This window comes from Fibrobacter sp. UWH9 (genome assembly GCF_900129715.1).
Lineage (GTDB): Bacteria > Fibrobacterota > Fibrobacteria > Fibrobacterales > Fibrobacteraceae > Fibrobacter.
Window position 1 is genome coordinate 231,669 of the sequence record NZ_FQWP01000005.1, and the last position, 25,330, is coordinate 256,998.

The 25,330-nt window shown below is 44.3% G+C and carries 16 protein-coding genes and 1 pseudogene; 11 read left to right on the plus strand and 6 right to left on the minus strand.

Annotated elements, in window-relative coordinates; all coding sequences use genetic code 11:
- Positions 1 to 102: 102 nt before the first annotated feature.
- The 4 genes and pseudogenes from BUB94_RS06830 to tnpA form a co-directional block, all read left to right on the plus strand.
- Entirely contained in the window at positions 103 to 2,562 is a 2,460-nt protein-coding gene (locus tag BUB94_RS06830; RefSeq protein WP_073235385.1) for an FISUMP domain-containing protein, read from the plus strand.
- Positions 2,563 to 2,764: 202 nt separating this feature from the next.
- Positions 2,765 to 3,712: a malate dehydrogenase gene (mdh, locus tag BUB94_RS06835; protein ID WP_073159321.1), complete on the plus strand. Its 948-nt coding sequence runs from the start codon at positions 2,765 to 2,767 to the stop codon at positions 3,710 to 3,712.
- Positions 3,713 to 3,988: 276 nt separating this feature from the next.
- Positions 3,989 to 4,165, plus strand: a complete 177-nt coding sequence (locus tag BUB94_RS17480) for a type II toxin-antitoxin system RelB/DinJ family antitoxin (protein ID WP_073159319.1) — start codon at positions 3,989 to 3,991, stop codon at positions 4,163 to 4,165.
- Between the two features lie 210 nt (positions 4,166 to 4,375).
- Positions 4,376 to 4,684 (plus strand): annotated as a pseudogene (tnpA, locus tag BUB94_RS06845) (IS200/IS605 family transposase); the annotation flags it as partial.
- 312 nt (positions 4,685 to 4,996) lie between these two features.
- Here tnpA and BUB94_RS06850 read toward each other — a convergent pair.
- The 4 genes from BUB94_RS06850 to BUB94_RS06865 all read right to left on the minus strand — a co-directional run bounded on the left by BUB94_RS06850 (position 4,997) and on the right by BUB94_RS06865 (position 9,667).
- Positions 4,997 to 5,341, minus strand: a complete 345-nt coding sequence (locus tag BUB94_RS06850; RefSeq protein WP_249269265.1) for a hypothetical protein — start codon at positions 5,339 to 5,341, stop codon at positions 4,997 to 4,999.
- Positions 5,342 to 5,473: 132 nt separating this feature from the next.
- Positions 5,474 to 6,589 (minus strand): hypothetical protein, encoded by a 1,116-nt coding sequence (locus BUB94_RS06855; protein WP_073235389.1) that lies wholly within the window; start codon positions 6,587 to 6,589, stop codon positions 5,474 to 5,476.
- Between the two features lie 82 nt (positions 6,590 to 6,671).
- Positions 6,672 to 8,030, minus strand: a complete 1,359-nt coding sequence (locus BUB94_RS06860) for a response regulator transcription factor (RefSeq protein ID WP_073159315.1) — start codon at positions 8,028 to 8,030, stop codon at positions 6,672 to 6,674.
- A 239-nt stretch (positions 8,031 to 8,269) separates the two neighbouring features.
- A complete protein-coding gene (locus BUB94_RS06865; RefSeq protein WP_139260157.1) occupies positions 8,270 to 9,667 on the minus strand; it encodes a hypothetical protein in 1,398 nt (465 codons plus the stop codon).
- 485 nt (positions 9,668 to 10,152) lie between these two features.
- Between BUB94_RS06865 and BUB94_RS06870 the strand changes: the two genes are divergently transcribed.
- Both BUB94_RS06870 and BUB94_RS06875 read left to right on the plus strand, forming a co-directional pair.
- Positions 10,153 to 11,253, plus strand: a complete 1,101-nt coding sequence (locus BUB94_RS06870; protein WP_073235395.1) for a DUF2278 family protein — start codon at positions 10,153 to 10,155, stop codon at positions 11,251 to 11,253.
- 224 nt (positions 11,254 to 11,477) lie between these two features.
- Complete coding sequence (locus BUB94_RS06875; RefSeq protein WP_254793697.1) at positions 11,478 to 13,220, plus strand: PLAT/LH2 domain-containing protein; 1,743 nt, start codon at positions 11,478 to 11,480, stop codon at positions 13,218 to 13,220.
- Positions 13,221 to 13,426: 206 nt separating this feature from the next.
- On the opposite strand, the gene BUB94_RS06880 is transcribed toward BUB94_RS06875, so the two are convergent.
- Positions 13,427 to 16,849 (minus strand): LamG-like jellyroll fold domain-containing protein, encoded by a 3,423-nt coding sequence (locus tag BUB94_RS06880; RefSeq protein WP_073235400.1) that lies wholly within the window; start codon positions 16,847 to 16,849, stop codon positions 13,427 to 13,429.
- Positions 16,850 to 17,687: 838 nt separating this feature from the next.
- Between BUB94_RS06880 and BUB94_RS06885 the strand changes: the two genes are divergently transcribed.
- Positions 17,688 to 17,960 carry a hypothetical protein gene (locus BUB94_RS06885; RefSeq protein WP_139260158.1) on the plus strand — a complete coding sequence of 91 codons (273 nt, stop codon included), beginning with the start codon at positions 17,688 to 17,690 and terminating at the stop codon, positions 17,958 to 17,960.
- Between the two features lie 179 nt (positions 17,961 to 18,139).
- Here the strand turns inward: BUB94_RS06885 and BUB94_RS06890 are convergent, their stop codons facing one another.
- The gene (locus BUB94_RS06890) at positions 18,140 to 20,467 is read right to left on the minus strand and encodes a cellulase family glycosylhydrolase (RefSeq protein ID WP_073235405.1); all 2,328 of its coding nucleotides are present in this window, start codon (positions 20,465 to 20,467) and stop codon (positions 18,140 to 18,142) included.
- A gap of 300 nt (positions 20,468 to 20,767) precedes the next feature.
- Between BUB94_RS06890 and BUB94_RS06895 the strand changes: the two genes are divergently transcribed.
- The 4 genes from BUB94_RS06895 (at position 20,768) to BUB94_RS06910 (ending at position 25,175) form a co-directional block, all read left to right on the plus strand.
- A complete protein-coding gene (locus BUB94_RS06895) occupies positions 20,768 to 22,852 on the plus strand; it encodes a family 43 glycosylhydrolase (RefSeq protein WP_254793691.1) in 2,085 nt (694 codons plus the stop codon).
- 77 nt (positions 22,853 to 22,929) lie between these two features.
- The gene (locus BUB94_RS06900; protein WP_073235450.1) at positions 22,930 to 24,594 is read left to right on the plus strand and encodes a family 43 glycosylhydrolase; all 1,665 of its coding nucleotides are present in this window, start codon (positions 22,930 to 22,932) and stop codon (positions 24,592 to 24,594) included.
- A gap of 97 nt (positions 24,595 to 24,691) precedes the next feature.
- Positions 24,692 to 24,898, plus strand: coding sequence for a NusG domain II-containing protein (locus BUB94_RS06905; protein ID WP_073235409.1), 207 nt, complete (start codon positions 24,692 to 24,694; stop codon positions 24,896 to 24,898).
- Complete coding sequence (locus BUB94_RS06910; RefSeq protein WP_073235412.1) at positions 24,882 to 25,175, plus strand: Gx transporter family protein; 294 nt, start codon at positions 24,882 to 24,884, stop codon at positions 25,173 to 25,175. The genes BUB94_RS06905 and BUB94_RS06910 overlap by 17 nt, the downstream gene beginning before the upstream one ends.
- Positions 25,176 to 25,330 lie beyond the last annotated feature (155 nt).

Below are 25,330 nucleotides of genomic sequence, written 5' to 3' on the forward strand. Positions count from 1 at the left end.
TCAATCTCAAATTTAAAAATCTTACTATAATTTTGCATAGAATAAGAGGGAAATATGAAAATGCAAAAAATTTTATATTCATTTTTGCTGCTAGTTGCAGTTATGTGTTTTTGGGCCTGCGGGGATGACAATGGATCTTCTGCGGAGAAGGATGATTCCCCAAATCGTCTGGGATTGAATGTGGTTTCTGCAAAATCAGACCTTGATTCCTGCAAGAAATCCATGGAAGGGGAAATGTCCTATGTGACAAGTACGGGCGAATTGTTGCTTTGCCTGGAAGGGGACTGGAAAACCTATGGTGTGAGCAAGATTCCCGTATACGAGTCAAGTGACGGTAAGGATGGTGTCAATGGCACCGACGGTAAAGATGGTGTCAATGGAACCGATGGCAAGGACGGTGTCAATGGAACCGATGGCAAGGACGGCATCAATGGAACCGACGGCGAAGACGGCAAGGACGGTGTGGACGGCAAGGATGGTGTGGATGGTCTAAGCTGTTCTGGTGAATACCGCGATGACGAAAAGGGCATCGATATTTACTGTGGCAAGGATTTTATAGGAACGATTTGGAATGGAACCAATGGCCAGGCCGGTAGCAATGGTGGTACCACTGCAAGTATTGATTTTAATAAGGCCGAACATGTGGAAGTTGGCGATACCGTATGGAGTTATTCCGATTCCTTGTTAATTCGTATTAGCGATAACGATATCCTGACTAAAAAGGATACTGTTGAAGTTACTGTGACCAGTACCTCTGATTCCAAGGGAATTGTGCTGACTGCAGAACTTAGGGACGGTTTCTACTATGCCATGCTGTTCTTCGCTCAGAAGAGTTCTGGATCCAGGACGATCAAGGTGCAGGATGGGGATAACGTGGTTATCAGCTACAAGGATGAAAACCCTGAAAGAGTCATTAAACGCAATGTAGCCTTTATCCTAGCATCCAGGAATGAACGGGACTTCATCTCCCTGGATAAACCTTGGTATTACGGGGACAGTGCCGAAGTGGTTGTTACCGTTAATGATAAGAATGCCGAAGGAGATTCCATACAGGTATCCATGATTTTGTGCTATAACGACGGCTATGAATGTCATTATACAGAAAATGAGGGCGGCTTCGGTACCTATGACGCCCATCTCAAGCTTGCTGGTGCAGGTGGCCTTTATAAAGGAAGTTTCTTTATTGTGAATGAAGGTAAGAATCACGATAACTACTTCTATTCCGATTCTGCGAAAATTTTGACAGTTGATGTGCGATATACCTTTAAAGATGAAAAAAAGACATTTGAAAACGTAACTGTCTACTGGAAGAAAAATGCCGATAGCCGAGTGGAGTTTGATGCGGATCGATATAACCAGGCTTCCAAGGGACATTTCTATGTCTATGACGAAGGTTGCGGTAAGGACTCCGTAGAGGTGACGATCTCCAGTAAGGTGAAGGGCGATGAAATCCGCGCTGTTGCTTACAGATATAAGGATTACTTCTATGGAGAATTCCTTATGAATGGCCTCAAGAATGATGGTGTTCTGGCCATTGATGAAAAGGACACCATTCTTATCCAGTATAAAGACGCAACGTTGGGGACTGTATCAAAGGATATGGCCAAGGCTGGATTCGCTCTTTATGCAACGGTATCTTTCGGTGATTCCCTGTATATGGATGTTACTGACAAGGCCGTCTTGAAACTGGTGGATGAGAGCCTTACCGAAAACGATGCGGTGACCATCCGGGTTTCGTCAGAATCAGATTTTTATGGCGTGTTGGTTGACATGTATACTATTCCTGGTGGAGATGGTACGGAACGTATCGGTTACGTTGAATTCACGAAGGATCCCGAGGTTGTAAATGCAGAGAACTTCGAGAAAAAAGTCTTTGTGAAGGATAAGGAAAATCTTCTTGCGTCCTATAGTACCAATCGATTGGCTTCCTCGACCAAGTGGTTTGAGGCTAAGGCCTTCTGGGCTGACAAGAATACGTGCTTTATAGACAAGCGTGATGGCAGGGCTTATAAATACGTTACCCTGGGAGACCAGGTTTGGATGGCAGAAAACCTTGCGTACGGAGATGGAAAATTCTACGATAACGATTCTATCAAGTACAGTTCTTACGGAAAGCTTTACACCTGGGCGCAGGCTTTAGATACTGCAGAAGCGATTTGTGGGGTGAGTCGTTGTAAAATAAAACGCCCGTATAAGGGTGCTTGCCCTTCTGGTTGGCATTTGCCGAGTCTGGATGAGTTCAAAACCCTTCTTGGTTTTGTGAGTGGTTTCTCGGAATATGGTTCAACGCCATCTCTCCTGAAGACATCCTATGGATGGAAAAGTTATGCAGGCGTCGAAAGTGGCAAGGACCGCTGGGGCTTTGGCGTTTTCCCCATAGGGTATTATTCCAGTTCATCAGATTTTAAAGGCAAGGGCGAGCGTGCGTATTTCTGGCTGGATGAAGATGTCTCTACGACTATAGCTAAGACTATGTATTTCTCTTATCCTTCGGACGTAATTCTTGATACGGAAGAGTATAAGACGTATGGCTACTCTATTCGATGCGTCAAGGATGAGTAAATTGAGCCTCCAGGGGCAGTTTGCCCCCTTTCAATGTTATAAAACAGAGTTTTCTTTAATCTTTATCCTTTTACGCTTTCCGCTAAACGTGTTTTTTATCTTCTTTTGCCAAAACCTTTATCCTTTAACCTTTATCCTTTCACCTAAATGTGCTATATTTATGACGTAAATTTTTCAACACCTTATTAAGGAAGGTAAAATCATGGCAAGAAAGAAGATTGCACTCGTTGGTGCTGGTCAGATTGGTGGTACTATGGCTCTCGTCCTCGCTCAGAAGCAGCTGGGTGACGTGGTCCTCATCGATATTCCGATGACTGAAGGTATGCCGAAGGGTAAGGCTCTCGACATTATGGAAGGCCGCTCCGTTATGGGCACTTCCTGCAACCTCTCCGGTTCTACCAACTATGACGATATCGCTGGTGCAGACGTCGTTATCGTTACCGCTGGCGTTCCCCGTAAGCCGGGCATGAGCCGTGATGACCTCCTGGGCATCAACTGCGGCGTTATCAAGGACGTGGGCCTCAAGATCAAGGAACTCGCTCCCAACGCATTCGTTATCGTTATCACCAACCCGCTGGACGCAATGGTCTACAACATGCAGAAGGTGACCGGCTTCGATTCCTCCAAGGTTATCGGTATGGCTGGCGTTCTGGACTCTTCTCGTCTCGCTTGCTTCGTTGCAATGGAACTGGGCGTTTCTGCTGAAGACGTTAAGGCAATCGTTATGGGCGGTCACGGTGACACCATGGTCAGCCTCTATGACTGCGTCTCCGTCGGTGGCATTCCTCTGCCGCAGCTCATGAGCAAGGAAAAGTTCGACGAACTTGCTGCTCGTACTGCTAACGCTGGTGGCGAAATCGTTTCTCTCCTCGTCCGCGGCTCTGCATTCTACAGCCCGGCAACTTCCGCTATCAAGATGGCTGAAGCTTACCTCCTGGACAAGAAGAGCGTTCTTACCTGCGCTGTCAAGCTGGACGGCGAATATGCTGGTAAGGGCAAGGGCCTCTACTGCGGCGTTCCCTGCGTGATCGGCGCAAACGGTGTCGAAAAGATCTTCGAAGTGAAGATGAACGACGCTGAAATGGCTGCCTTCGAAAAGTCTATCGAAGCTTGCAAGAAGAACGCTGAATGGGTTGACGCTAATACTTAATTATTAGCCCCCTCGTGTAAAAAGGACCTGCCTTAAAGGGCAGGTCTTTTTTTAGTTTGTAGAATATGTTTTTTTTACATTGTCTGCAATTGTATTATTTTTGTTGTATTTTTGTAATACCTTATATAAAGTGTCTTAATAAAGTGTTTTACTTTGAATTGAAAAAAATGTATAAATTGTGTTGATTTTATTCGTGTATTATATTATTTTTCGCGCAGAAATTCGGATGATAAAAACACTGAATTTGGTTTCTTTATAAGAGAGGGTTAATGCATAATGAGTACAATTTGCGTTAGGTTGGACGAGAAAACAAAAAAAGAATTTCAGGAATTCTGCGATTCTGTTGGAATTTCGGTAACGTCAGCGATTACAATCTTCATTAAGTCTTCTATTCGTGAGAATCGTTTGCCTTTTGAAGTAAGGGGAGGTGAATCACGATTGATTAATGGGTAGTCACCTAAAACTTTTGGGGGGGTATGGGATAAATGTGTGCTTGAATTTTTGAAACTACCTGATGGTAGTTTTTTTTTGTATGAAATGAAAACCCCCAGCTATGCTGGGGTGTTCAAGTAAAGCCTTCTGGCGATCATGAAAAAAGAAATCCTTTGGCTAAATTGATGGTGCGGTCTGCCAACTGCATCACAATAAAACCAAAGGATTAATATGAATAATAGAAATACAACTGCACATACAACGTGGAATTGCAAATATCACATTGTGTTTGCCCCAAAATTTAGAAGTAAGGTTTTCTACGGGGAACGCAGACTTGAGATAGGGAAGATTCTGAGAAGATTGTGCGAATGGAAGGATATTGAGATTGTTGAAGCCGAAGTCTGCGTTGATCATGTACACATGTTGCCTTCGATTCCCCCGAAATACTCGCCATCATCAATCGTCGGATACCTGAAGGGCAAAAGCAGTTTGATGATCAATGAGAAATATCCTGAATTACAGAAAAAATATCGAAGCCGAGTACGGAGAACAGTTAGGCCTATTCGGAAAGAAATAACCCGTTTACGGGTAGCCGGGTAAGGACCATCGCAGGTGGCAGACTGCGTACGCGTGTTAGCGCGTGCCGTAACATAGGGCTTTGCCCGCCTATGAAGGACCACCGGCTTTGCCGGTGGGTTCCTTTTGTGAAAATTGGACTAAAGTATCTGGTTGGAATGACTTTTTTTGTGTGTTTGTATATATGCCGTCTTACACTGTTTATACATTGACTGAATGTGAAAAACTCATCCGCTTTCGCGAATGAGTTTCTTTTTCTCCTTCTTTTTTATGGCTTTACTTTACGTCATCTAGTTTCAAGTCGTTGATGAGCGTTGTGCCGCTAATGGTGTAGTGGGCTATCATCGAGGCGTCACTTGTGTATCGGAACTGCTCGCCACCTTCCTTATCCTTGCCCAAGACGACATCGGCGTGCAGACGGACGTTGGCTCCTTCGGGGATGCCGGTTTCGGAGAGGTTGATTGTCCTTTCCCCGGCTGCGCAAATGTCGTGGTAGCCGGAGGGTTCGTACACTCCCGAACTGTTGTCGGATTCCGGGTCATTCCAGTTGATTCGCATTCTAACAACGAATGCACCAGAATTCTTCAGCGTGATTGCCTTGATGTGCTTGATTTTTGCCATTTTATTCTCCTTCTTAGGCGTGTTTTTTAACTAGGAATGTGTAGACATTCCCATGGGGTGTTTTTCGGAATAGGGGATGCTTGCGCACCCCCTATATTTTTTGAGGTGTAGTTTCTTTATTGGGGTTTGGACCTAGATCTTGCTAAAATCGGTCAACTGTTCGTGGGGCAGGTTTTCATCTGCACGATTCAGGTGGACCTTGCCGATTTTTTTGACATTTTCAATGTTGAAGCATAGGTCGTTGGGGGTTACGAACATGGCCTGCATCTCTCGAGCGTTCTTGATCATGTCCTTAATCGAGGTGAAGGTAAATCCCAGCACTTCCATGAGTGTTTTCAGCAAGTTTTCGATGGCGCTGCTGAGTGCGTTTCCCTTCAGCATCATGACGCGGTTACTGCGGTCGCTTTCGACGATCTCTTTTGCGAGGTCTTCAAGATTGGCAACAGGTTCTTTGGGGTCCACAGCCTGGTGGAATGCCTCTGTCTTGAAATCGTATTCTGCGGCATGTTCTGCGTACAAATCCAGGAGTGTATTGGCCTTTCTGCGGTTTTGGTTGAGCAGCCCCTTCTTGGAGGTGCGGCAACTCAAATCGGCGTCCTTTGTCAGTTTCAGCTTAAATTTGCGATTCTTCTTCGAGGCATCCAAATAGCACTGGTAAACCAGGGACGAACAGACCATGGTGTAATTGTGTCGGTATTTATCGTCTAACAGTTTTTTTAATTCAGCGGCAAGGCATCTGAGAAGTGCGATGATGATGGATTGCTTGATCCCTGCCTGGGAATGGTCCTTGTAAAGGAGAATCAGGGATAAAAAGACCAAATCTGCGTAGGGGTAAGGAAGGTTTTGCTCTACGTACCCCTTGGCGGCTACCAGGACGGGAGCCATTTCCTTGTCGGAATAGAAACTGCTCTTGTTGCCAATTTTAGAAGTCTTGATCAGGCGACTGACATAAGCAACGCGATCTTCGGGATTACTGGTTACCTTATGACCCTGGATTCCGGTGGATCCTGCGTCGGCCAGAGCTTCAATGGGACCATGCTGATAGAATAATGCTCCGTGAGAAACCCAGGAGTTGGTGAAGCAGAGGATCAGCTTGGTGATAAGAGCTTCTTCGCCTTCGCCACTGAATGCCAAAATGTCGCCGGGGCGTAGGTCTTCCAGAGGAATTATCTTAGTGTAATAATCGTCGGGCTTCTTGCCGGTGATTTTTTTTAGGTAGGTGTCAATCTTTTTGCTGTTCTCTTCCATTTTTAGGTTTCCTTTGCTGATGTTTCAAAGATAACCCCTGGTAGTATGGTTCGTCCATCACTCAAATGGGTGATTTTTAGCATTAGTCTAGATTCCACAATAGGCTAATAAAGCATTCCTGCTGCTCTTCAGTAACGCCTTTCAGGAATTCCTTTACGTCGTTTTTCTTGAAATTAGGGTGGTATTCCCTGAGTTTTTGCACATGCTTGTGGCTTTCTTTCAAGTTGCCCTTCTTATTGTTGCAGGCGATCATGAAGAGGCGGGCGAATGGAGTCTCGGGGTGGATCATCAAGACCTGCTGAGAAATGAGTTCGCATTTCTCGTATTCGTCCTGTAGAAGGTAGATAAAGGATTTGGCGATAAGTTGGAATGGTTGCTGATTTACATCGGGAATGTAGAGACTGTTTTCGTCTAAAAGCTTCAGGGCTTCTTTTTGCTTGCCTACCAGCAGGAAGATTTGCGTCAGGTATCTTCGTGCCATGACGTCCTGAGGATTTGCTTCCAGGATTTGCTCGAAATAGGCTATGGCGTCGCTCTTGTTGCCTATTAGGATGTTGTAGAGGGCCATCATGAACTGCGAATAGGCGGAATAGGGTGTGTTCCGCATGGCCTCGCAGGCCAACGCCCCGATTTTGGATGTGTAAATTGTCGCGTCAACCCAGTTTTCGATGATGGCTGTGTAATAGACGTTGGCTAGAGTGTATGCGAGATAACCGTTTCCTTTCTGGGAGTCGAGAATGGATTGCAGACTTGATTCGCATTTCGAAAATTCGTCCCTGTTGCGATTTTCCATCATTACGTTTGCGAAGCTGGAAGCGTACCACCAATCGGATTTTAGATCCGAATTTTCGGCGTACTTGGACGCTGCCGAAATGGTCATGTTGCGGAAAATCTGTATGGCGATGCGGGCTGCGAAAAGTTTGATCTCGTCTTCTGACTTGATCTTTTGAAGATTGGACCAAAGCAAGGTTGAGGATTCATCTTGGTAAAGAGTGATGAATAGAGAGTCGCCGGAACCATGAGTAGCTGTAAGTTTAATCTGGTAATCCGTGCCGTTGTTAATTTCTTCAGGAGGAACGACCTGTATTTTGAAAATATGGTATTGGTGCAGCGCCTCGATCGTTGCGCAGACGACGCTGTAGGCTAGGGGAGTGCTTTCGAGAATGGAATTTTTTTCAAAGGCTACGACAATCTCTCTCTTGTTTGGCGATTGAGAAGATGGACGCTGGCTAAAGTTCTCTTCTGTCAAATCAATCGATGCGGCTTCAGTCCTGTTAGTTACATCAAGAATCTTGTAGATGTTCGCTAGATGGGTTTTTACCGTATTTTCTGAAATGTTCAGAGTACGGCAAATTTCCCCGTTTGTTAATCCCCTTCGCAGCAGATTTAAGACTTCAAGTTGCCGGGATGATAATTCCTCTTTTTTTGATTTTCCAAACATGAGGCAAAATTTAGCCAAAATGTATGTTTTTTTGTAGAAAGTAATAGAATTTATGCGTAAAATTTTTGTTTTGTTGTGAAAATAATTTTTTGCATATTTTAAATAAAATGCTTAACTAGTACGTTGTATGACAAATGTATAACTAATGTATGACAACGCGAGTGTGCTCGTTGCAGTGAACCTTTAAAAAAGGAAAGCCAGACGAGACGCCTGGCTTTTTGTGTGCGATAAGAGTTTTCCTATTTCAGGATAATGCTCTTGCCGCTGGCGATACCGTTCTGCTTGACAGACATGATATAACGACCTGCCGGAACCTTTGCGGAATTCCAGTTGATGCTGTGGGAACCCGGCTGGAGGTTTTCGGTGGTGATGCTGGCGTAAGAATGGCCGTCAACACCGATAAGGTTGATTTCGACCTTGCCTTCGGAGAGCAGTTCTACATTTATGGCAGTACGGCTTATACCCTTGATTGTGACTCCAGAAGGTGCAGCAATGGGGGCGTTGACCATGTTTTCGGCAACCACGGGCTTTGCTTCAGAAGCGGCTTCCTTAGTTGCAGAGGATCCTGTCATCCATGCGATTCGGTAGTCGGTATCTACCGATCCTGAAATGATGTTCTTGATGCGGCTGATGTAATCATCGCTCAGGTTGAAGAAATTCCAGGAGTTGTTGTTACGGGTGTCTTCGTCATCAACATGCAGGGTGCTCTTGGATATATTAGATGATGCCGTGGGATTTGCGAAGATACCGTAGGTGCTTGCGAAAGGATAGCTTCTGCCGTTCTTGGTAGCTGCCGGTACGAAGCAATAATACATCTTGGCGTCTTTTTGGATTACGCTGGGTTCCATGAATCCGTATACTTTATTGCTGGGGGTGTTATCTTCGGTATCGTGATATCTAACGAATTCGTAGGATCCGCTAGGACATTCGTCATCAAGCTTCAAAACGATGTAATCGTATGTGGCCTGGTATAAGGACATGTTGCTGACACGAAGAGGGCAATAGTAGAATTCGGGATTCTTCTTGTCGTCAATTACAACGCCTTTCGGGTTTTTTGAACCGCTACTGATTTTTGTGGCGGGATTTGTGTCTTCGGCATCAATATGAATGTAATTCTTCTTGCCGTTAAAGCCGGGACAGACGTAATCCTTGTCTACCAGCAAACCGATTCTGTTGTTGAATGTGGGGTGCTTGCTGTTGGAAAGGTATCCTCCATTGCTGCTTTCAAGGACTATGTCGTAAGGGTAGTTGTTTCGGGTATAGGGCTGGTAGCAGCGATTTGAAGATGACGGCTTGATGGAGAAGGGGTTGCCGAAATCTTTTGTCTGCAAATCACCGATAGGATACCAACCGTAATTAATGACGACTCGGTATACGTTACCATTAACTTTTTCAATTTGAGCAGGGAAGTCAACGTTGAGTTTAAAATCCTTGGTTGGGTCGGAACCATCGTTGCTTGAGAAATAAGCGTAAAGCTTTAAAGTCCAATTGGTTGTTGGAAGGTAGTTGTAGATTTGAAATCTAGGTGCGTATTCGCATTGTGCACCCTGCGAACCGTAGAAATCTACGCGGAGATTGTTGGAGGCGAAACTCATTGTTGCCGCCAGAAGTGCTGAAGCCAGTATTTTTTTATTCATTGGGGATATACTCCAAAGACCATTTCTTTGGTTAAGAAACGGTACGTTAAATAATCGTACTGTAATGAGGTACGAGAAGGTCTTTCGTTAGTTTATGAATAGAATCTTCCTAACCGATTTTTTCGTCTAACGAATCTTCTTGCGAAAATATAAGATTTTGTATAAAAATACGGACTTTGTTTTAAAAAAATATTTTTGTGGATTGTTTTGTTTATCGTGTATTTTGTATTTTCAAAAAATTTTTTTAAGTGCGATGAAATTGTTAGTAAGAGAATAATGTATAGATAAATGATTTGTTTGAATGACTGCTGTATTGATTTTTGCTAACTATGTAATACATTGTGTAGCAAAATGTTTTGTCTGCAGAAAGTTGTAAAAAATGATGGAAAATTTTTTTAGATGAAAACACATAGACAAAATAATGTGATTTTTCTAACATGAAATCGCTTTAAAAGTTTTAGAGCGTTAATCCGAAAGGGAATTACATGAAGATATCATTGTGGAAAAAGGTTGCGTTGCTTGGCTTAATTGCTTTGGCTGCATCTGTATTTGCTCAGCAGAGTAAATATGGTTATGTTGTGGGAACTTTTGTTTCTGGCTCAAATGAAGTGGAACGCATTGGGCAAGAAGGTAAGTTTCTTCATTATCGTTTTAAAATAAAGACAAGTAACAATACGGTGTATGAATGCGTTATTGACGTCAAAAATGGGCATAAGTATGAATTCCCGTATAGAATTGTCGACATGCGTGATTATAACGCTAGCTATTATGGTAATATATGGTCTGCAACAAATGCGTATCACCCGATTACAATGATTTCGGGTGTGGGCGGCACCGCTTCAGAAGGAGCTTTGGACTACATTCGTCATAAAGGAATTCTTCTTGATATCGCTGGTAGAAGATGGCAGCATGCTATTGCTTATCGGACAAGTGATCCTATGCAGTATAAGCTGCCGATGTTTGATGATCTCTTTAAAAATGTCAAGAGAATTTACGTGTTTGGTGCCCCTTATTCAAAGGGATATGGAATGCATCTGATCCACCAGAATCAGGGGGACCAGAATCCTGCTCATATATCGGGAAACGGTATTTTCCAGGATGGAGCTGTCATATTTGAGTATTCTGCGATAGGTGCCAAGAAGCCTGTGCGAAAAATGTTGATGGTTAAATTTGATGACCAGCCGAATGAACCGGGCCAATCTGATTTTTCTTATACAACCGATCCGGATGGAAGCGGCCCTCTGCATATTGGACAGGCTGCCCCTTATTATGAAGAAGAATTTTATTTTAGTGGTAGGCCTGGCCTTTCTGAAGCTACTGTGTCAAAAATACACGGACCGTTTAATGCTGAACAAATCGAAGTTTATGCCGATAATAATGAAGACGATTGTATGTCTTATAGCGATGTGGATTTGTTCCTTGGCAATACTCCTACATTGACGAAAGATTCTGGCTCTTTAACCTTTTCTCGACAAAATGGTTGTATTAATGAATTCGTTCGTTACTATGGCAATGATCATTACTACTATTACATAAACGCCTGGGATCCGGATTCAAGACCGAGAATCCGTCTGCGCTATAGGTAAACAATTCAAATAAAAAATGAGAATCCATTCGCTATGCGGATGGATTTTTTTTTTGTTTTCCAAAGAATAATTGCGTGATAATATTTTTTTACGATGAAATTTTTGTTTGTACGTTATATGACTTTTGTATTGCATTCTGTAATACATTTTGTTTTCTCTATTTGCGATTAAATGCGTAATGTCATTTTTTTTGGAACTTTGTGTGAAATTGACGTTGTTTGGGTGTGGTTATAAATTTGTATCAAAAAAATATTTTAACCTCAATAAACAAAAAACAAAGGAAAAAAATGACTACATATAGAGTTAAAATTAAAACAGGAAACGTAGATGGTGCTGGTACTGATGCTCATGTCTTTCTGACCATTCAGGGGTCCCGTGGTACAAATACATGGGTGAATCTCAATGATGAATCCGATAATGATGACTTTGAAACAGGTGATTTGAATACAATTGAGGTTCAGAGCGCCTCTGATCTCGGTGAAATTAAAAGCATTATTATTGGCCATGATAATGCAAATAAGAGGGCTGGTTGGTATTTGAGTTATGTTGAGATTACGAATCCCGATTCCGGTAAAACATGGAACTTCATTGCAAATCGTTGGCTTGCAAAAGATGAGGGGGACAAGAAGATTAGTGTTACTTTGACTCCGTCATCTGTATCCCAGTTGACTTATTACAAGATTACCATTTATACGGGTGAAGCTAATGATGCTGGTACTGATGCACGTGTTTATATGAATATCTTTGGTTCTAAGGGATCAACTCTTAATTTGTTGAATCTTGATGACCCTAATGATAAGGATGATTTCGAGGCGGGCAATGTAAATACCATTGAAGTTTCCGCCCCCGACGATTTGGGTGATATCCAAAAGATTGTGATTGGCCATGATAATGCGAATAAGGGTGCTGGTTGGTATTTAGATGGTGTTAGAATCCAGAATCTTCGCACGAAAAAGCAATGGGTTTTCCCCGCTTACCGTTGGTTTGCAACAGATGAAGATGACGGCAGGATTGAAAGAACATTGACTCCTGGTCAGGATATGGTTCATTATGATTATATTAACACATATCCCAAGGATCGTGAAAATGGTTGGAGTGAAGAACTGAATGGCGTTTGTCATGATGAGTCCAATTGGTATTTTACTCAAAATGGCAATTTGTGGAAATTTCCTGTAAAACATAGCCTTAATGAAAAAGTTACTAAGGAGAATGTTTCTAAAGGCATTTATAAGAACCATTACGGTAAGCATTTAGGCGATCTTGATCATTATCAGGAACACTTGTTTGTTCCTGTTACCGATGATGGAGATCCGTATATTGCTGTTTTCTCAACAAAGGACATTCATACTAGAATTACGATTCAGAAAATGAAACTTCCTAATGGAAAGAAATATGGTGGACTTGGTTGGGTTGCGATTAATCCAAAGAATGGATTATTGTTTACTTCTGCGGGTGGCTTAAGTAAGGACTCTCCTATTTATGTCTATAAGATTGATCTGAATGCAATAAAAGCTAAGAGAACTGATTTCTTGACTCTTTACACGCAAATCCGCGTTGTTGATGAAGAAGGTGATGATTGCGTAGATAGAGAATGGATGCAAGGCGGCTGCTTTGACAATGATGATCACCTCCATCTTACTAATGGTGCTCCGACAAGAGGTCCTACGGGCGGAAAAATCTATAACCATGCTAATAGAAAAGGTGGTATTACGGTATACGATATTCCGAGCAATCTCGCTTATGCCCCAAACAAAGTCGTTCTTGTGAAGGTTCGAGCCAGGTCCAATCAGTCGCATGACTTCCGTTTCCAATTTGACGGTTATAGAAATGAGCCTGAGGGAATCACCTATTGGGATCTTGACGGAAAGGGCGCTCCTGGAATTTCTGGTCAGCTCCATGTCATTATGATTGATAATAATGGTACTGGAGATGATGATTTGTATTTCAAGCACTATAAGAAGATTTAGCTTTTAATACTTATGGAAAAACATCCGCAAGAAATTGCGGATGTTTTTTTTGTTAAGGTGTGATTTTATGGGCGTATTTTGATATAATGTATAGTTGTAATATGATTTTTTTTTTCGTGTAACTAAATTTAAGGTTTTAATGAAATTTTTTAGAAAAAGTTTCCTTGCCATATTTGACAAGGAAACTTTTTTTATCCTAAAATACCTTAGAGGCTTCTTTTTAGTAGATTTGCTGTGATTTCACTACAGCATTTAGAACAGCCTGTGATATTGGCTGCCAGACTTCTTGCAGATTTTGTAGCTGCAAGGGGTGTGGTGAATTTGCCAATAAACTGACTGGTTGATGTGATGGCAGAACAACCTTCGCAATGAATTTCGCTTTTTGTACTTGTTTTTTTATTCAAGTAGAACTTCAGTTTTTTGACTGTTACGATTTCCTTCTTTATTGATGCTGAATTGAAGGCCTGAACCGGTTTGAGTGTCGTGGAATCTGCAATTTTGATGGAACTTGCTGTCGTGCTTGTAGCCAGATTGAGCTTGGGTGCCCCCTTACGGATTCCCTTCAGTACGAAATCAAACTTCTTGTTTTGTTCAGTGATGGAAATGGTGGACATCTTCTTTCGAGAAATCATGGCCACAGAACGAGTTGCGATACCCTTATTCTTGATGGAAATGTTTGCATTTTCATTTGCTTCTGCAAAATAAAGTTTTAGACCGATTCCAGAGCCATTCGCTGTAGACGGCATGGGTATGTCGAATGCCTTGAACTTGGTGGATCCCGAAGATTCAATCTCGCAGTCGGATGTGGCTAGGAATATGATAAATTCCTTGAGATTGTTTGCCGCGAAATTTCCGATGAGGAATACGCTTTCGAATAGCTTCTTTGTCAAATCCCACCAAGACGGTACTCGCGGGTACTTTGAAACGATGGAGTACGGTGTGCAATAACAAATAGAATAATTTTTGTTGGAAATGCTTAAATGGAATGGTTTGCTTATGTTGTTGTAGCTGATGTAAGAAGCGTCCTTGTCGGATGCTTTTGAATCCCACCAGGGGTAATTACAATCAGCGACATAAATCCTATTGTCCTTGCACTTGTATGCCAACACGGTGTGTCCGCTTGAAACCCCATCGCAAAGGTTGACAAGGCAGTATTTGTCTTTTTTTAATGTGGCTTCAATGTCTTTATAGACTCCGCTGTAAATGAGCATCTTTCCATCGACGCATTTGTTAATCAGCATATTGATGTGTGCCCAGCCTGCCTGGAATGTGTGCTTAATGCGAATGGTTTCTGCAAAACCAGATTCAACTTGGCTTTCGCTACTGATATGTTCGTTTTTACGGCTTTTGGTGAATGTCCAATCGTTTAAAGGAAGTGTGTAAGCGCTTTTTTTGTTTAATGCACGTATTGCTTCTGTGCATAGTCCGAAGCACTGACCTTCTTTGCCACTGAAGTTATCAGATACGATTTCGTACCAAATGTTGTCCCAAAAATGCAAAATCCAATCATACCAATCACCGGTCTGAGCTCCAAAAGTAGAGTTGAAAGTGGTACGACTAATTTTTGATTCTGTCTTGTAATTGTCGATTGACCAGAAACCGTATTTTCTGAAGTAATCATCGACGTTGACTTTTTCTTGTTTTCCTTTAAAACTAAGGTCCAACTTGATGTTCTTGTAACCATTTTTATTGTCTTTGCCAGTATTCATCAAGTAGATTTGAGTGTATGTGGCTGATGTTCCGGAATTATTTTTAGTATAGCTTAATCTTTGTGTAGAACTTAGAACATCGCTGACAAGGCCCCATCCACTTGTAATATCAAGATTAATTGTGTAACTTCCGAGATAGTCGTTTGATGTATGTTTGTCGTAATCGTAGACTCTGATGTGGAGGTTGATGGTGTCTTCGCCTTGCAGAGTGTTCAAATCGTAGTAGACGTTTGTGTTTGCCGGGTGTGCTGCATCTACAACACTTCCTTCGTATACGATGTCAAAGGCTGTACCTCCGTCTGTGCGTTTGCTGTAATCGGGCCAACGCTTGCCGTCTACAATTTTCTTGCCGTTTCTTGTAAGGTATGTTTCAATGTAAAGTTCTGCTTTGTTATCTCCTGCACCGTCATTAATGGCCCCTGCTGCGATACGGATTAATATAAGCTTCCATAGAGAGAAGTCGTACATGTTCCCGTTTTTGTATTTGACAATGACGCCTCCATTGCAGTTGAGGTAGGATATTCCGTCAGAACGGGTTTTCTCTGGTGCTAGTGGGTATTTGTAGTCACCGAATTTTTTTTGGTAGTCTAATCCTCCGGTTTTGGCAAAATAATCAAAGAATTCGTGAGACAGATTGAAACTTGTGACATTGGAACTAGATGTAGTTGAATTGTCTGTCGTTTTCTTTTGAATGCAACATACTTTTTTTGAACACTTGATGTAGGTGTACTCAACGCGAGACACGCTGGTCAAGAGTGTAGTTGTACTTGTATAACCGTCGAAGGTTTCGTCAATTAGACCGAGTGTACTGTAGTTCTTTAGATATGCTTCGCCTGCAACTTTAGAAAGTCTAACGATGCTATCTAATCCGCTGGCTGCTTTGAATTCAAAAATATAGGCGTCTGCGAATTCCATGTAGCAGACATTTGTGCTTTCGACCGTGATTTGGTATTGGTCGCTTGAGGGAAAGCCCAATTCGTTGCCTTCTGCCTTACTGTTTGTCCATTCGGTCAAAATGCCGCTGGGCATGAAATAGGTTGTTGTCCCGCGCTTGAATATTGCACCCATGTCGAAAATACAGTATGCAGAACCATTGGTGTCTGCGGGGGCTTCGTCGGCCATCGGCAGGCCAATCGCTGCGGATTCCAAGACAGTCAGGTAACGATGGAATATGGCTGTAGACATCCAGACGCTTTTGTATGCTGGAGACCAGAAAATGACTCCTTTACTATAACGATTATAAGAACAATTGCTTCCGCTGACGACGGTTACATTTTCGTTGGTGAGGGAACCGGTGTCAATGCCGTCATAGCTAAGGTCTTCTTTTTTACCGTCTTTTTCGCGGTATCCCTTGGCTGCAAGATTTTCTTCTGTGGTTGTGTTTGCGGTGCTAACGGTGTTTGACAGGGTGACGCTTTCAAGTTGTCCCGTGAATCCGTTGCCGATAACGAATGTTGAAACTGCAGCGGATGTCGGTAATGCAGAGAATGTTCTGCGACCGACGGGAGTTCCATCCACAGAGAAGAAGAATACGTTTTCGAGTAATACTAATTCAAAGCTGTGCCATGTTCCGTAAGCAAAAGCCTTGTCGGACTGACAGGCTCGAGTTTGGCCGTTTGCGGTGGTCGCGCATTTGACGTAGAAGGTTGTAGCGGTTGCTTTGACCAAAGTGATGGTGAAGGGAATTTTGGATCCCTTAATGAAAGACTGTACAGAGGTCGTTGTCTTGTTGGCCTTGAAAGAGGCTGTAATTGTGAACGCCTTGTTAGAATAGGGTATCAAACTTTCAGAAATGCTGATGCTACTTTGGGAGGTGAAATCCGCGCATTCGCGGTTGTCTACGGTTGTGTAGGAAATGATTTTCCCTGTTGCAGTTACGGAAGAAACTAGATTTTTGTTTTTTATAGCTAATGTTATCATTATGCCTCCATTTTGAGTTTATTAGTGAATTTTGATTTGGGAGGCAATATAATATTTTGTTATTTCGTTTAACAAATAAGTTATTTTTAATAAAATTTTAATTTGTATGGTGTTTTGCGTATTGTCTGTATTTTGGTTAAATGCATTTGTTGTATGTTGTATTGCTGTTGTGTTGCTGTTTGTGTTTTGTAATGATTTGTGAAAAATAATGTTTACAAGATGTTTGTGTGAATGTTTTGTTGCTGGTGTGAACTATGTTGATGTCGCTGATTATTTTTTACGTTGTTTGTGGTTGATTAAATATTTTGGGGAGTGTATTGTCTAACAATCTTTTTTACAAAGTTGTTTTGCTTGTTACGCTAGTGGCTTCTGCTTCCTTTTTCGCGTCATCTGGTTCTTCCGAATCGGATTCCGTTTTGCCAAATTCAGCTTTTATAGGGATGTTGGTGTTTTTATAGTACCGGATACTGGATTTGTTCTGACGTACTATGAGATGCTAAATGATGTCTCTTTTACGATTAATTTGTGGAGTGAAAGGGTGAATACGCGCTTTGAGACGGATTTTGACCTGTGAGGGTTGGGATAAGGCTAAGAGAAACCCGTTTAGGGGAATGACTGGGGAATATGTTCTGCCGGCTATTGCGAACGATCTTTTTCTGTTTTGCCTTGTGATTTGATTGATTTTTCTTCAATGAAAGCGATTCTCTTTATGTGCGTTCTCTTTTCGGGACGACGCAACTCCTGAAGTGAAAATATGGGCTGGGTTTTGGGAAGCAAAAGCAGACTTTTTCTGGGGAAAATGCAGTCTATTTTTTTTTGTTTTTGCAACAAGGATCGGTTGAGATCGATCAGGATTCGGAAGAATCCTGCTGAATTCTGTGCGGAATTCGGCAAGGATGCTGATGAATATAGTCTTCATCTTGTAGAAAATGTTGACTTGCCGCCGGATTCTAACTGGTTTTTCCCGGATTCGGTAATGTGCGAATCCTGCAGTCCCCGTGAACCTGTTTTCAGTCCCCGTGAACCTGTTTTTTATGAAAAGTGGGTGATGAGGGTTCCTGGGGGAGAGGGTGGGTATGCTAATGGTGTTTCAGGGAACTTGGCGTGCTGATTTAAAGGGTTCAATTTTTTCTTACGAGAAGAATTATAATGCGGTGATTGTTGGTGAGTGTGGTAAAAAAAGGTGATGATGCGAATGCTTGCCAGAAGTGTATTCGGCAGGAAGAGCGAAAAAGGCTCGGTCGTATGACCGGGCCTCTTGTCTAATGTTCTTTTTTTTGTTTGCTTTTTTTACTTTACGTTCACCTTGATTGTGGACGCCCCGCTCTTGCCGCTGATGCGGACTAGGTAGGTACCGCTAAGCATATTGTTCAGCTGGAGGCTGATGCTGCCAGTGGCGCGGGTTTTCATAACCGTGTTGCCCATGATGTCAAACATTTCAACCTTGAAGGCGCTGCCGTTGGGGCTGTAGATGCTGAGGGTGTTGTCCTGGCGGCTGATGGTGTAGCCTGCACGGGCTGCTTGAGCCTTAGTGATGGTTGTTGTTTCGCAGTCGGAGCATTCGTCCATTGAGGAGCTGCTTTCAGTCTGCTGGCTTGCAGAGCTTGCGCTGGTGGGCGGGAGCGGAACGTCGTCAGAGCTGGAACTGATGTCTCCGGAGGATGCGCTGGTGGGCGGGAGCGGAACGTCGTCAGAGCTGGAGTTGATGTCTCCGGAGCTTGCGCTGGTGGGCGGGAGCGGAACGTCGTCAGAGCTGGAACTGATGTCTCCGGAGGATGCGCTGGTGGGTGGAAGCAAAATTTCGCCAGAACTGGAACTGATGTCATCGGTAGATGCGCTGGAGGCGGGTCTTTCGATTTTTGTGCCGTTGCAACGGATGTTGTCTACGAATAGGTAGTTGTAGGTTTTGTCCTTGACTTCCCAGGAGAATCGTCCGATGTTGGTTTTGTCCAGCTCGGCCTCTTTGCCCCAGCCTACATCCTGGTAAAGGTCGCCCCAGTCGATGACGGCTGTTGTCCAGGTGCCGCTAGCGTTAACTTTTGTATGGTGATTATTGTATTCTGTGAGTTTTCCGTCAAAGTCTCCGGCCATGACGGCCTTGAAATTGTGGGCGGCTCCCTTGTATTCGTACTTGATGGCGGTGCAACTGCTTAGGTTGTAGCCGTCGTCCTTATTCAGGTTTAGTGCCAAGGTAACGTAGGGATCGTACATATAGTCGCCCTTTACCAGCTTGATATCCTGGAGTCCTGCTACATAATTGGATTCGTTTAGGTTAGGGAACGTGATGTCGTAGGCGATCTGTCCCTTGACCGTTTTGGAGGAGTTTCCTATGGTGGAGTTGGGACTGTTTCCGTCGTCGTCCTTAGAGGTGTTGTCGGTGTAGGCGATCCATTCGCCGGGGGTGTAGGGGAAGTTGTCGCCATCTTCCAGATCGTCAATGATATCGCTGCCGTCTTCGGCGTCCTGGGGAATGGTGGGGGTGTCAGGAATGTATTCGGGGACTTCGTATCCGCTCTCACATTCGCTGTAGGAGGTTGGGTTGCTGGAGAGGTAGCCCTTTACCATGGAACCGGAGGTTGTGTAGTAGGTTTCGTTCATCAGGGAGCCTTTGCCCTGATCGTCTTGAGTGAATGCGGCGCAGGCTTCGTTGACCTGGGAGGCGGACCAGTTGGCGGCGGACAACTCGTATGTGTTCATCCAATTTTGCCATTTTGTATTTTCTTCATTATTGATGGAGCCGTTGCCGGAGGCTTCGCATACGCCCCATTCGGTTACGAATACGGAAAGGCCTCTCTTGATGGCGTTTGCGGCGCTATTGCCTTGGTTGCTTACGGTGTGGGTGGAACCGTAATAGTGGAATGTGTAGGCGATGTTGCTGTAGCCGGTAAGGGGGCTTTGGGCTGCGCCGCTAAGGTCTGCGGACCAGGAGGGCGTACCGACTACGATCAAGTTGTCGGAATATTCGCGGATGACGGGAATGACTTCTTCGGCGTAGGACTTGACCGTTGACCAAGTGACGAATTCATTGCTTTTTTCGCATTCATCGTCTGCGCCGGTGGCGGTATGGCAGGTCTTGGCGGGTTCGTTATAGATTTCAAAAATGACGTTGTTGTAGCCGCCGTAGGTCTGGGCCATTTTCTTGAAGAACTTTTTGGCCAGCTGGGTTTCGGTGTGGGCCGTATGGGAATGCCAGTCGATGATGACGTAGATGTCGTTCTTGATGGCAGCTTCCACTACGGTCTTGAGGAGGCTTTCCTGGGTATAAGGGTCGGAGTCGTAGCCCTTGTTGCCCCAGTCGCTGGCGGTGCCCATGGCGAAACGGATGACTTCTATGTTCATTTCGCTGACCATGGCGTCGATAGCCTGTTCTGTATAATATTTATCGGTGGCGTCCTTGAGAAGGCTCCAGTAAAGGCTCATACCCCTGACCTTTACTGCGTTTCCGCTTTGCTTGTTGTAATCTTTGCAGGATCCATAGATTCGGCCCTGGTTACTGGCATTCTTATCTGCCTGCAGCTGACCGTATTGGGTGACGGGGCCGATGCGGTTGGGAGTGGCGGCCATTGTGGTGGTGGCTAGACTCAATGCCAGGGCTATTCCAAAACGGAAGATGTTCATGGACTTTCTCCTTGCCTTCTGTAAATAAAACTTTTCTCTTTAAAATAATTTCTGTATGGATTGTGTAACATGAGGAAACGTCCAATGTGGAATGATTAAAAGTGTGGACATTAAATGTTGAAGTGTAGACGTCTAATTTTGATGTTTGATTTCTGTTTGGGTAGTTTTGAAGTGTATTTTTAGCTTACTTTAGGGCCTGTTCTTAATAAAAATGTTGACTTTTAATTGATGGAATTTTATATTCCCTATAAAATTGGGATTTGGTTTATAACTGAAAATATTATTGTCTGGAGTATGGTCATGAAACGTTTTACCGGTTCTGTGGTGGGAATGCTGGTGTTAAACGCTGCATTTAGTTCTGCTTTGGCTGCCGATTGGTATGCCAAGGATAACTTGCAGCCTGGGCATGACCCAAGCATGATTCGCCTGGATGATGGCTATGCTCTCATGAGTACCAATAACCATCTGCAGCTCTGGACTTCCGAAGACGCCTACACTTGGAAGGATAACGGTCGTACCATGCAGGCTGTGCCGTCCTGGCTTGCTCAGTACGCCCCCGGCATGGAAGACGTCTGGGCTCCGGATATTTACAAGTTTGATGACGAATACCGTGTTTATTACTGCGGTTCTGAATTTGGTAAGCGCAACTCCGCCATCGGTTATACCGCTTCCAAGTCCATGATTCCAGGTACGGCTGGCTACGGCTGGACTGACAAGGGTCATGTGTTCCACACCAAGGAAGGTACTGACAAGTATAACGCCATTGACTCCGATATTATCAAGACTAGCCAGGGTGAATACTGGATGGCCTTCGGTTCTTTTGGCTTGGGCATTCAGCTGATCAAGATTGATGGCAAGACTGGCTACCAGGCTTCCGATGACATGACTGTCTATAACATTGCCCGTCGTACAAGTACTGCCAGTGGTGGCGCTGAAGAAGGCCCGGCCCTGATTGAACATAATGGCCAGTTCTTCCTGTTTACTGCATGGGATAAGTGCTGCCAGCAGGGTAACAACATTGAGCAGACCACTTACAAAACCGCCTATGGCCGCGCAGATAAAGTGACCGGTCCTTACAAGGATAGGGCTGGTTACAACATGGCGACTGGCGGTGGCACTATCTTGCTGGAACGTTATGGTCGCTATGTGGGCCCCGGTGGTGGCGAACCGTTCCAGGATATTAACCGCGTCCGTTTTGTCCATCACTACTATGATAATGCCGGCGACAAGTACAATCACATCCATATTCGCGATGTCGTTTTCACGGATGACAACTGGGCCGAAATGGGCCAGCCTTTCTTGGGGCGTTATTTGAGTGCCGAAGTGGAACATGGTGCTTTGACTCGCGGTGTTAGCGGCGATTTGGTGATTACCTCTAGCAAGACTGCGTCTAACGGTGAATACTTGGCTTATATCAATACCGAGGGTACTGTAATTCGTTTGCCTATGAATATTCCCCAGGCGGGTGAATATTTGCTGCGCTACCGTTATGCCAATGGCGGTACGGGTGATGCTACCCACGGGGTTTCTGTCAATGGAAAAGAGCGGATTGTGAAATTGCCGCCTACGGGTTCCTGGGGGACCTTCCCCGAAAATTCTGTGGTCATGATTCCTGCTACACTTAAGCGTGGTGGTAACTTTATTGAAGTTCGCCCCGTTCCCAATGATTTCTTCTCTGAACTGGACCGCATCGATTTCTTGCGCGTGATCCGTGATACGATTCCGGGTAACGGCTTTGATAATGGTATCCGTATTCGTCTTGATGAAAATGATCAGCTAGCTATCAGGGATGGGGGCTATGCCATTTTCGAGAACGTGGTGACGGATTCCATTACAAGTACCGCGGTTCGCATGCAGGTTAAGAATGGTTCTGGTAAGCTCTCCCTGCACGCTGGATCCAAGGACGGTAAGGTAATTTCTGAATGCGACTTGAGTAAGACCGTAAAGGCCGAAAACGGCTGGAGCGAGGTTGAGTGTTCCTCGCTGGGTGGCGAGTCCAAGTTGTCTGGGGTTCAGGATTTTTACCTTACCGCTAGCGGCCAGTCCGGAGAAGTTGTTATTGGCAATATCATCTTTAAGGCTGCAAGCGTGGAAGCTTCTTCCTCAAGTGATGAAACTGTAGAATCTAGCGACTCCGGTTGCGAATCTGACGAGGATTGCGGTACGGGTATTCGCATAAGCGAAATTGCAGGTGCTCGCTTCTCTGTTTCCCGCATGGAAGGTGTCTATAGTGTTCGCCTGAATGACTCTAACATCAATAACGTTTACCTGTTGAATTCCATGGGTCAAATTGTGGGCGTGCGCAATGTTCGTGGCTCTATGGTGGGTGCAGATGTCCGCTTTGAAAATCTGCCCAAGGGCAATTTCATTGTTCGCGTGAAGTAATTAAGGGATATGGCGTAGTTTCAAAAAGAAGTTGGGATATGGGTATAAGGAAGCATTTGGGGGTTGCAGCTTGTGCAATGGCCGCTGTGTTTGGGTTTGGCCTTGCACAGGCTGCTAATCCTTTGACTACGGATTTTTATTCTGCAGACGCTGCGGCACTTGTCTACAACGACAGCTTGTTTATTTTTGCTGGCCACGATGAACAGGGCCCTGAAGGAGCCAACAATAAGTTCTTCTTGATGAACGATTGGCATGTGATGGTCACCGATGATATGGAAAATTATCACGATTACGGTGCCGTTCTCAGTTACAAGACTTTCAAGTGGGCTGATGCCAGTGCCTTCGCAGGCCATTGCGAATATCGTAACGGAAAGTTCTACTGGTATGTGGCGGTTCATCATGCATCCATTAAACAGGATGAAGGATTTGCCATTGGTGTGGCCGTAGCAGATCATCCGTCTGGCCCGTGGAAAGACGCCATCGGTTCTGCCCTCATTACGGACCTTACTGAAAACGATGTTAAGTTGAATATCGACCCCGCCATCTTCTACGATGGGGACGACATCTGGCTTTATTGGGGCTCCTGGAGTGCTGGCCGTCGTGTAAAATTGAAAGAGAACATGGTCGAGCTGGCAAGCAAGCCCGAAGATATTGGCATCAAGGATTTCTTTGAAGCTCCCTGGATGCACAAGTTCCGCGGAAACTACTACTTCAGTTACGCTTCCGGTTATCCGTCTACCACAAACTATTCCATGGCTCCGACCATTAACGGCCCCTGGACTCAGAAGGGCGTGATTAACGCCAAGGAAGATAATTCCGAAACTAACCACCAGGCCATTTTCAAATATATGGGCCATTGGTACTTTATGCATCACGGCGCCAATTCTCCAGGTGGCTGGACTTATCGACGTTCCGTGAACATTGATTATCTGTATTACGATCGTGATGGAAACATTCAGAAGATTGTACGTACCGCTGGTGTAGACAAAGTAAATAATGCCCTTGTAAAGGATGGCGGTTATCGTCTTACGGTAAGCCATAGCAACTTGGCTTTACAGGATGATGGGGATATGGTTGTTCAGCAGACTGCTGATGAAACTGCAGATAATCAACTTTGGGTAATCGCTCAGGGGAAAACCAAGCGTCACTACACTTTGCAGAATTATGGTACCAAGAAGTATTATTGCCCGTCTACAACCTTGCTGGATACGGTTCGCACCAGCGCTACGCCCTGCGAAATCCGCATTGAGAATGCTTCTGAAAAGAAGGGCTACTTCCTGTTTGCCAATTACGATGATGATTATCTTGGCGACATCCTGAATATTTCCAAGGATCCTGGCATGCCCTTGATCACCTGGGTTCGCACTGGAACTGATAATCAGAAGATTCAGTTTAAAGCTGCTGAATTGCCTAAGGATCCTGAAAGTTCTTCTTCTGACGTAGTTCCGAACTCCTCTTCCAGCGTCATTCTGAGCGGTAGCGAAGAATTCAGTAACTGTGAAAATTCCAGTGACGAAAACTGCAAAACGGGATTGCGTTTGAAGGTCGAGAAACCTTCTATGAACTACGACATGTCTGCCGGGATTGTCCGCTTGGAAAATGATTCTCATTGGACCATCTTTACCTTGAATGGCAATGTCGTCCAGTGCGGATTCGGTTCTCGGATTGCGTTGAAGAGCATGCCGAAGGGAACATATCTTGTGCGAGTTGGACGCGAAACTTTGAAGATTGTAACTCCCTAACTTATGATTCTTTAGCGAATGGGCCTGCTGAAAAATGCAGACTCTTTTTTATTGTTTTGGGAAAGTTGCTTTAGGCTAGCTTTTGCCGTATTTGGTTATGATGAAAGTCATATCCTACAAGACCCCGGGACCTTTAGGTGAAACCACCGTACAGGTCAAGAATGGTCGCGCCCGCATTGTAGAATCTCCTTGTCCGAAAAAAATCTGTATTCGTCAAGGTTTTGCAAAGCCTCTTGTGTGCCTTCCCAATAAAATCATCGTAGACGTTGAAGATTCGGAGGGCTTTGATGCGGTTGCGCGATAGAAACTATATCGCCTATCTTGGGGCGTTGACTCTTCTTTTTTCGTATGCAGAAATGTTCCTGCCTCGAACGGTCCCTTTCTTTAGGCTGGGCCTTGGAAATACGGTGGTCTTGCTGGCGTTCGGTCTTGATTTCCCGGCGTTTGTTGTCTTGCTTTTGATCAAGGCGATTGCATCGTCCTTAATGGCTGGCACCTTGTTCTCTCCCTCTTTGCAAGTATCCTTACGGCGTTCTTGGCTTTGCATTTGCATATTCCGGAAGAAGCTCCTGTTATTTTGAACTCAAAAAATGAACTCGCGGATTCTCATCGTCAAGTAAATCCGATCTAGGCTGAAAACAAAAAAAATCCCTAGAAAGTGAATTCTAGGGATGGTTAGGTTTCTAACTTGCGTTTTCGACCAAGAAAAGGACAAGCGATGAGACTTAACCGAGAC

Excerpts from the sequence above, each read along its gene's own strand:
- BUB94_RS06830 (WP_073235385.1), top strand. The coding sequence starts at position 103 with ATGTGTTTTTGGGCCTGCGGGGATGACAATGGATCTTCTGCGGAGAAG.
- mdh (WP_073159321.1), top strand. The coding sequence starts at position 2,765 with ATGGCAAGAAAGAAGATTGCACTCGTTGGTGCTGGTCAGATTGGTGGT.
- BUB94_RS17480 (WP_073159319.1), top strand. The coding sequence starts at position 3,989 with ATGAGTACAATTTGCGTTAGGTTGGACGAGAAAACAAAAAAAGAATTT.
- BUB94_RS06850 (WP_249269265.1), bottom strand. The coding sequence starts at position 5,341 with ATGGCAAAAATCAAGCACATCAAGGCAATCACGCTGAAGAATTCTGGT.
- BUB94_RS06855 (WP_073235389.1), bottom strand. The coding sequence starts at position 6,589 with ATGGAAGAGAACAGCAAAAAGATTGACACCTACCTAAAAAAAATCACC.
- BUB94_RS06860 (WP_073159315.1), bottom strand. The coding sequence starts at position 8,030 with ATGTTTGGAAAATCAAAAAAAGAGGAATTATCATCCCGGCAACTTGAA.
- BUB94_RS06865 (WP_139260157.1), bottom strand. The coding sequence starts at position 9,667 with ATGAATAAAAAAATACTGGCTTCAGCACTTCTGGCGGCAACAATGAGT.
- BUB94_RS06870 (WP_073235395.1), top strand. The coding sequence starts at position 10,153 with ATGAAGATATCATTGTGGAAAAAGGTTGCGTTGCTTGGCTTAATTGCT.
- BUB94_RS06880 (WP_073235400.1), bottom strand. The coding sequence starts at position 16,849 with ATGATAACATTAGCTATAAAAAACAAAAATCTAGTTTCTTCCGTAACT.
- BUB94_RS06890 (WP_073235405.1), bottom strand. The coding sequence starts at position 20,467 with ATGAACATCTTCCGTTTTGGAATAGCCCTGGCATTGAGTCTAGCCACC.
- BUB94_RS06895 (WP_254793691.1), top strand. The coding sequence starts at position 20,768 with ATGAAACGTTTTACCGGTTCTGTGGTGGGAATGCTGGTGTTAAACGCT.
- BUB94_RS06900 (WP_073235450.1), top strand. The coding sequence starts at position 22,930 with ATGGCCGCTGTGTTTGGGTTTGGCCTTGCACAGGCTGCTAATCCTTTG.
- BUB94_RS06905 (WP_073235409.1), top strand. The coding sequence starts at position 24,692 with ATGATGAAAGTCATATCCTACAAGACCCCGGGACCTTTAGGTGAAACC.
- BUB94_RS06910 (WP_073235412.1), top strand. The coding sequence starts at position 24,882 with ATGCGGTTGCGCGATAGAAACTATATCGCCTATCTTGGGGCGTTGACT.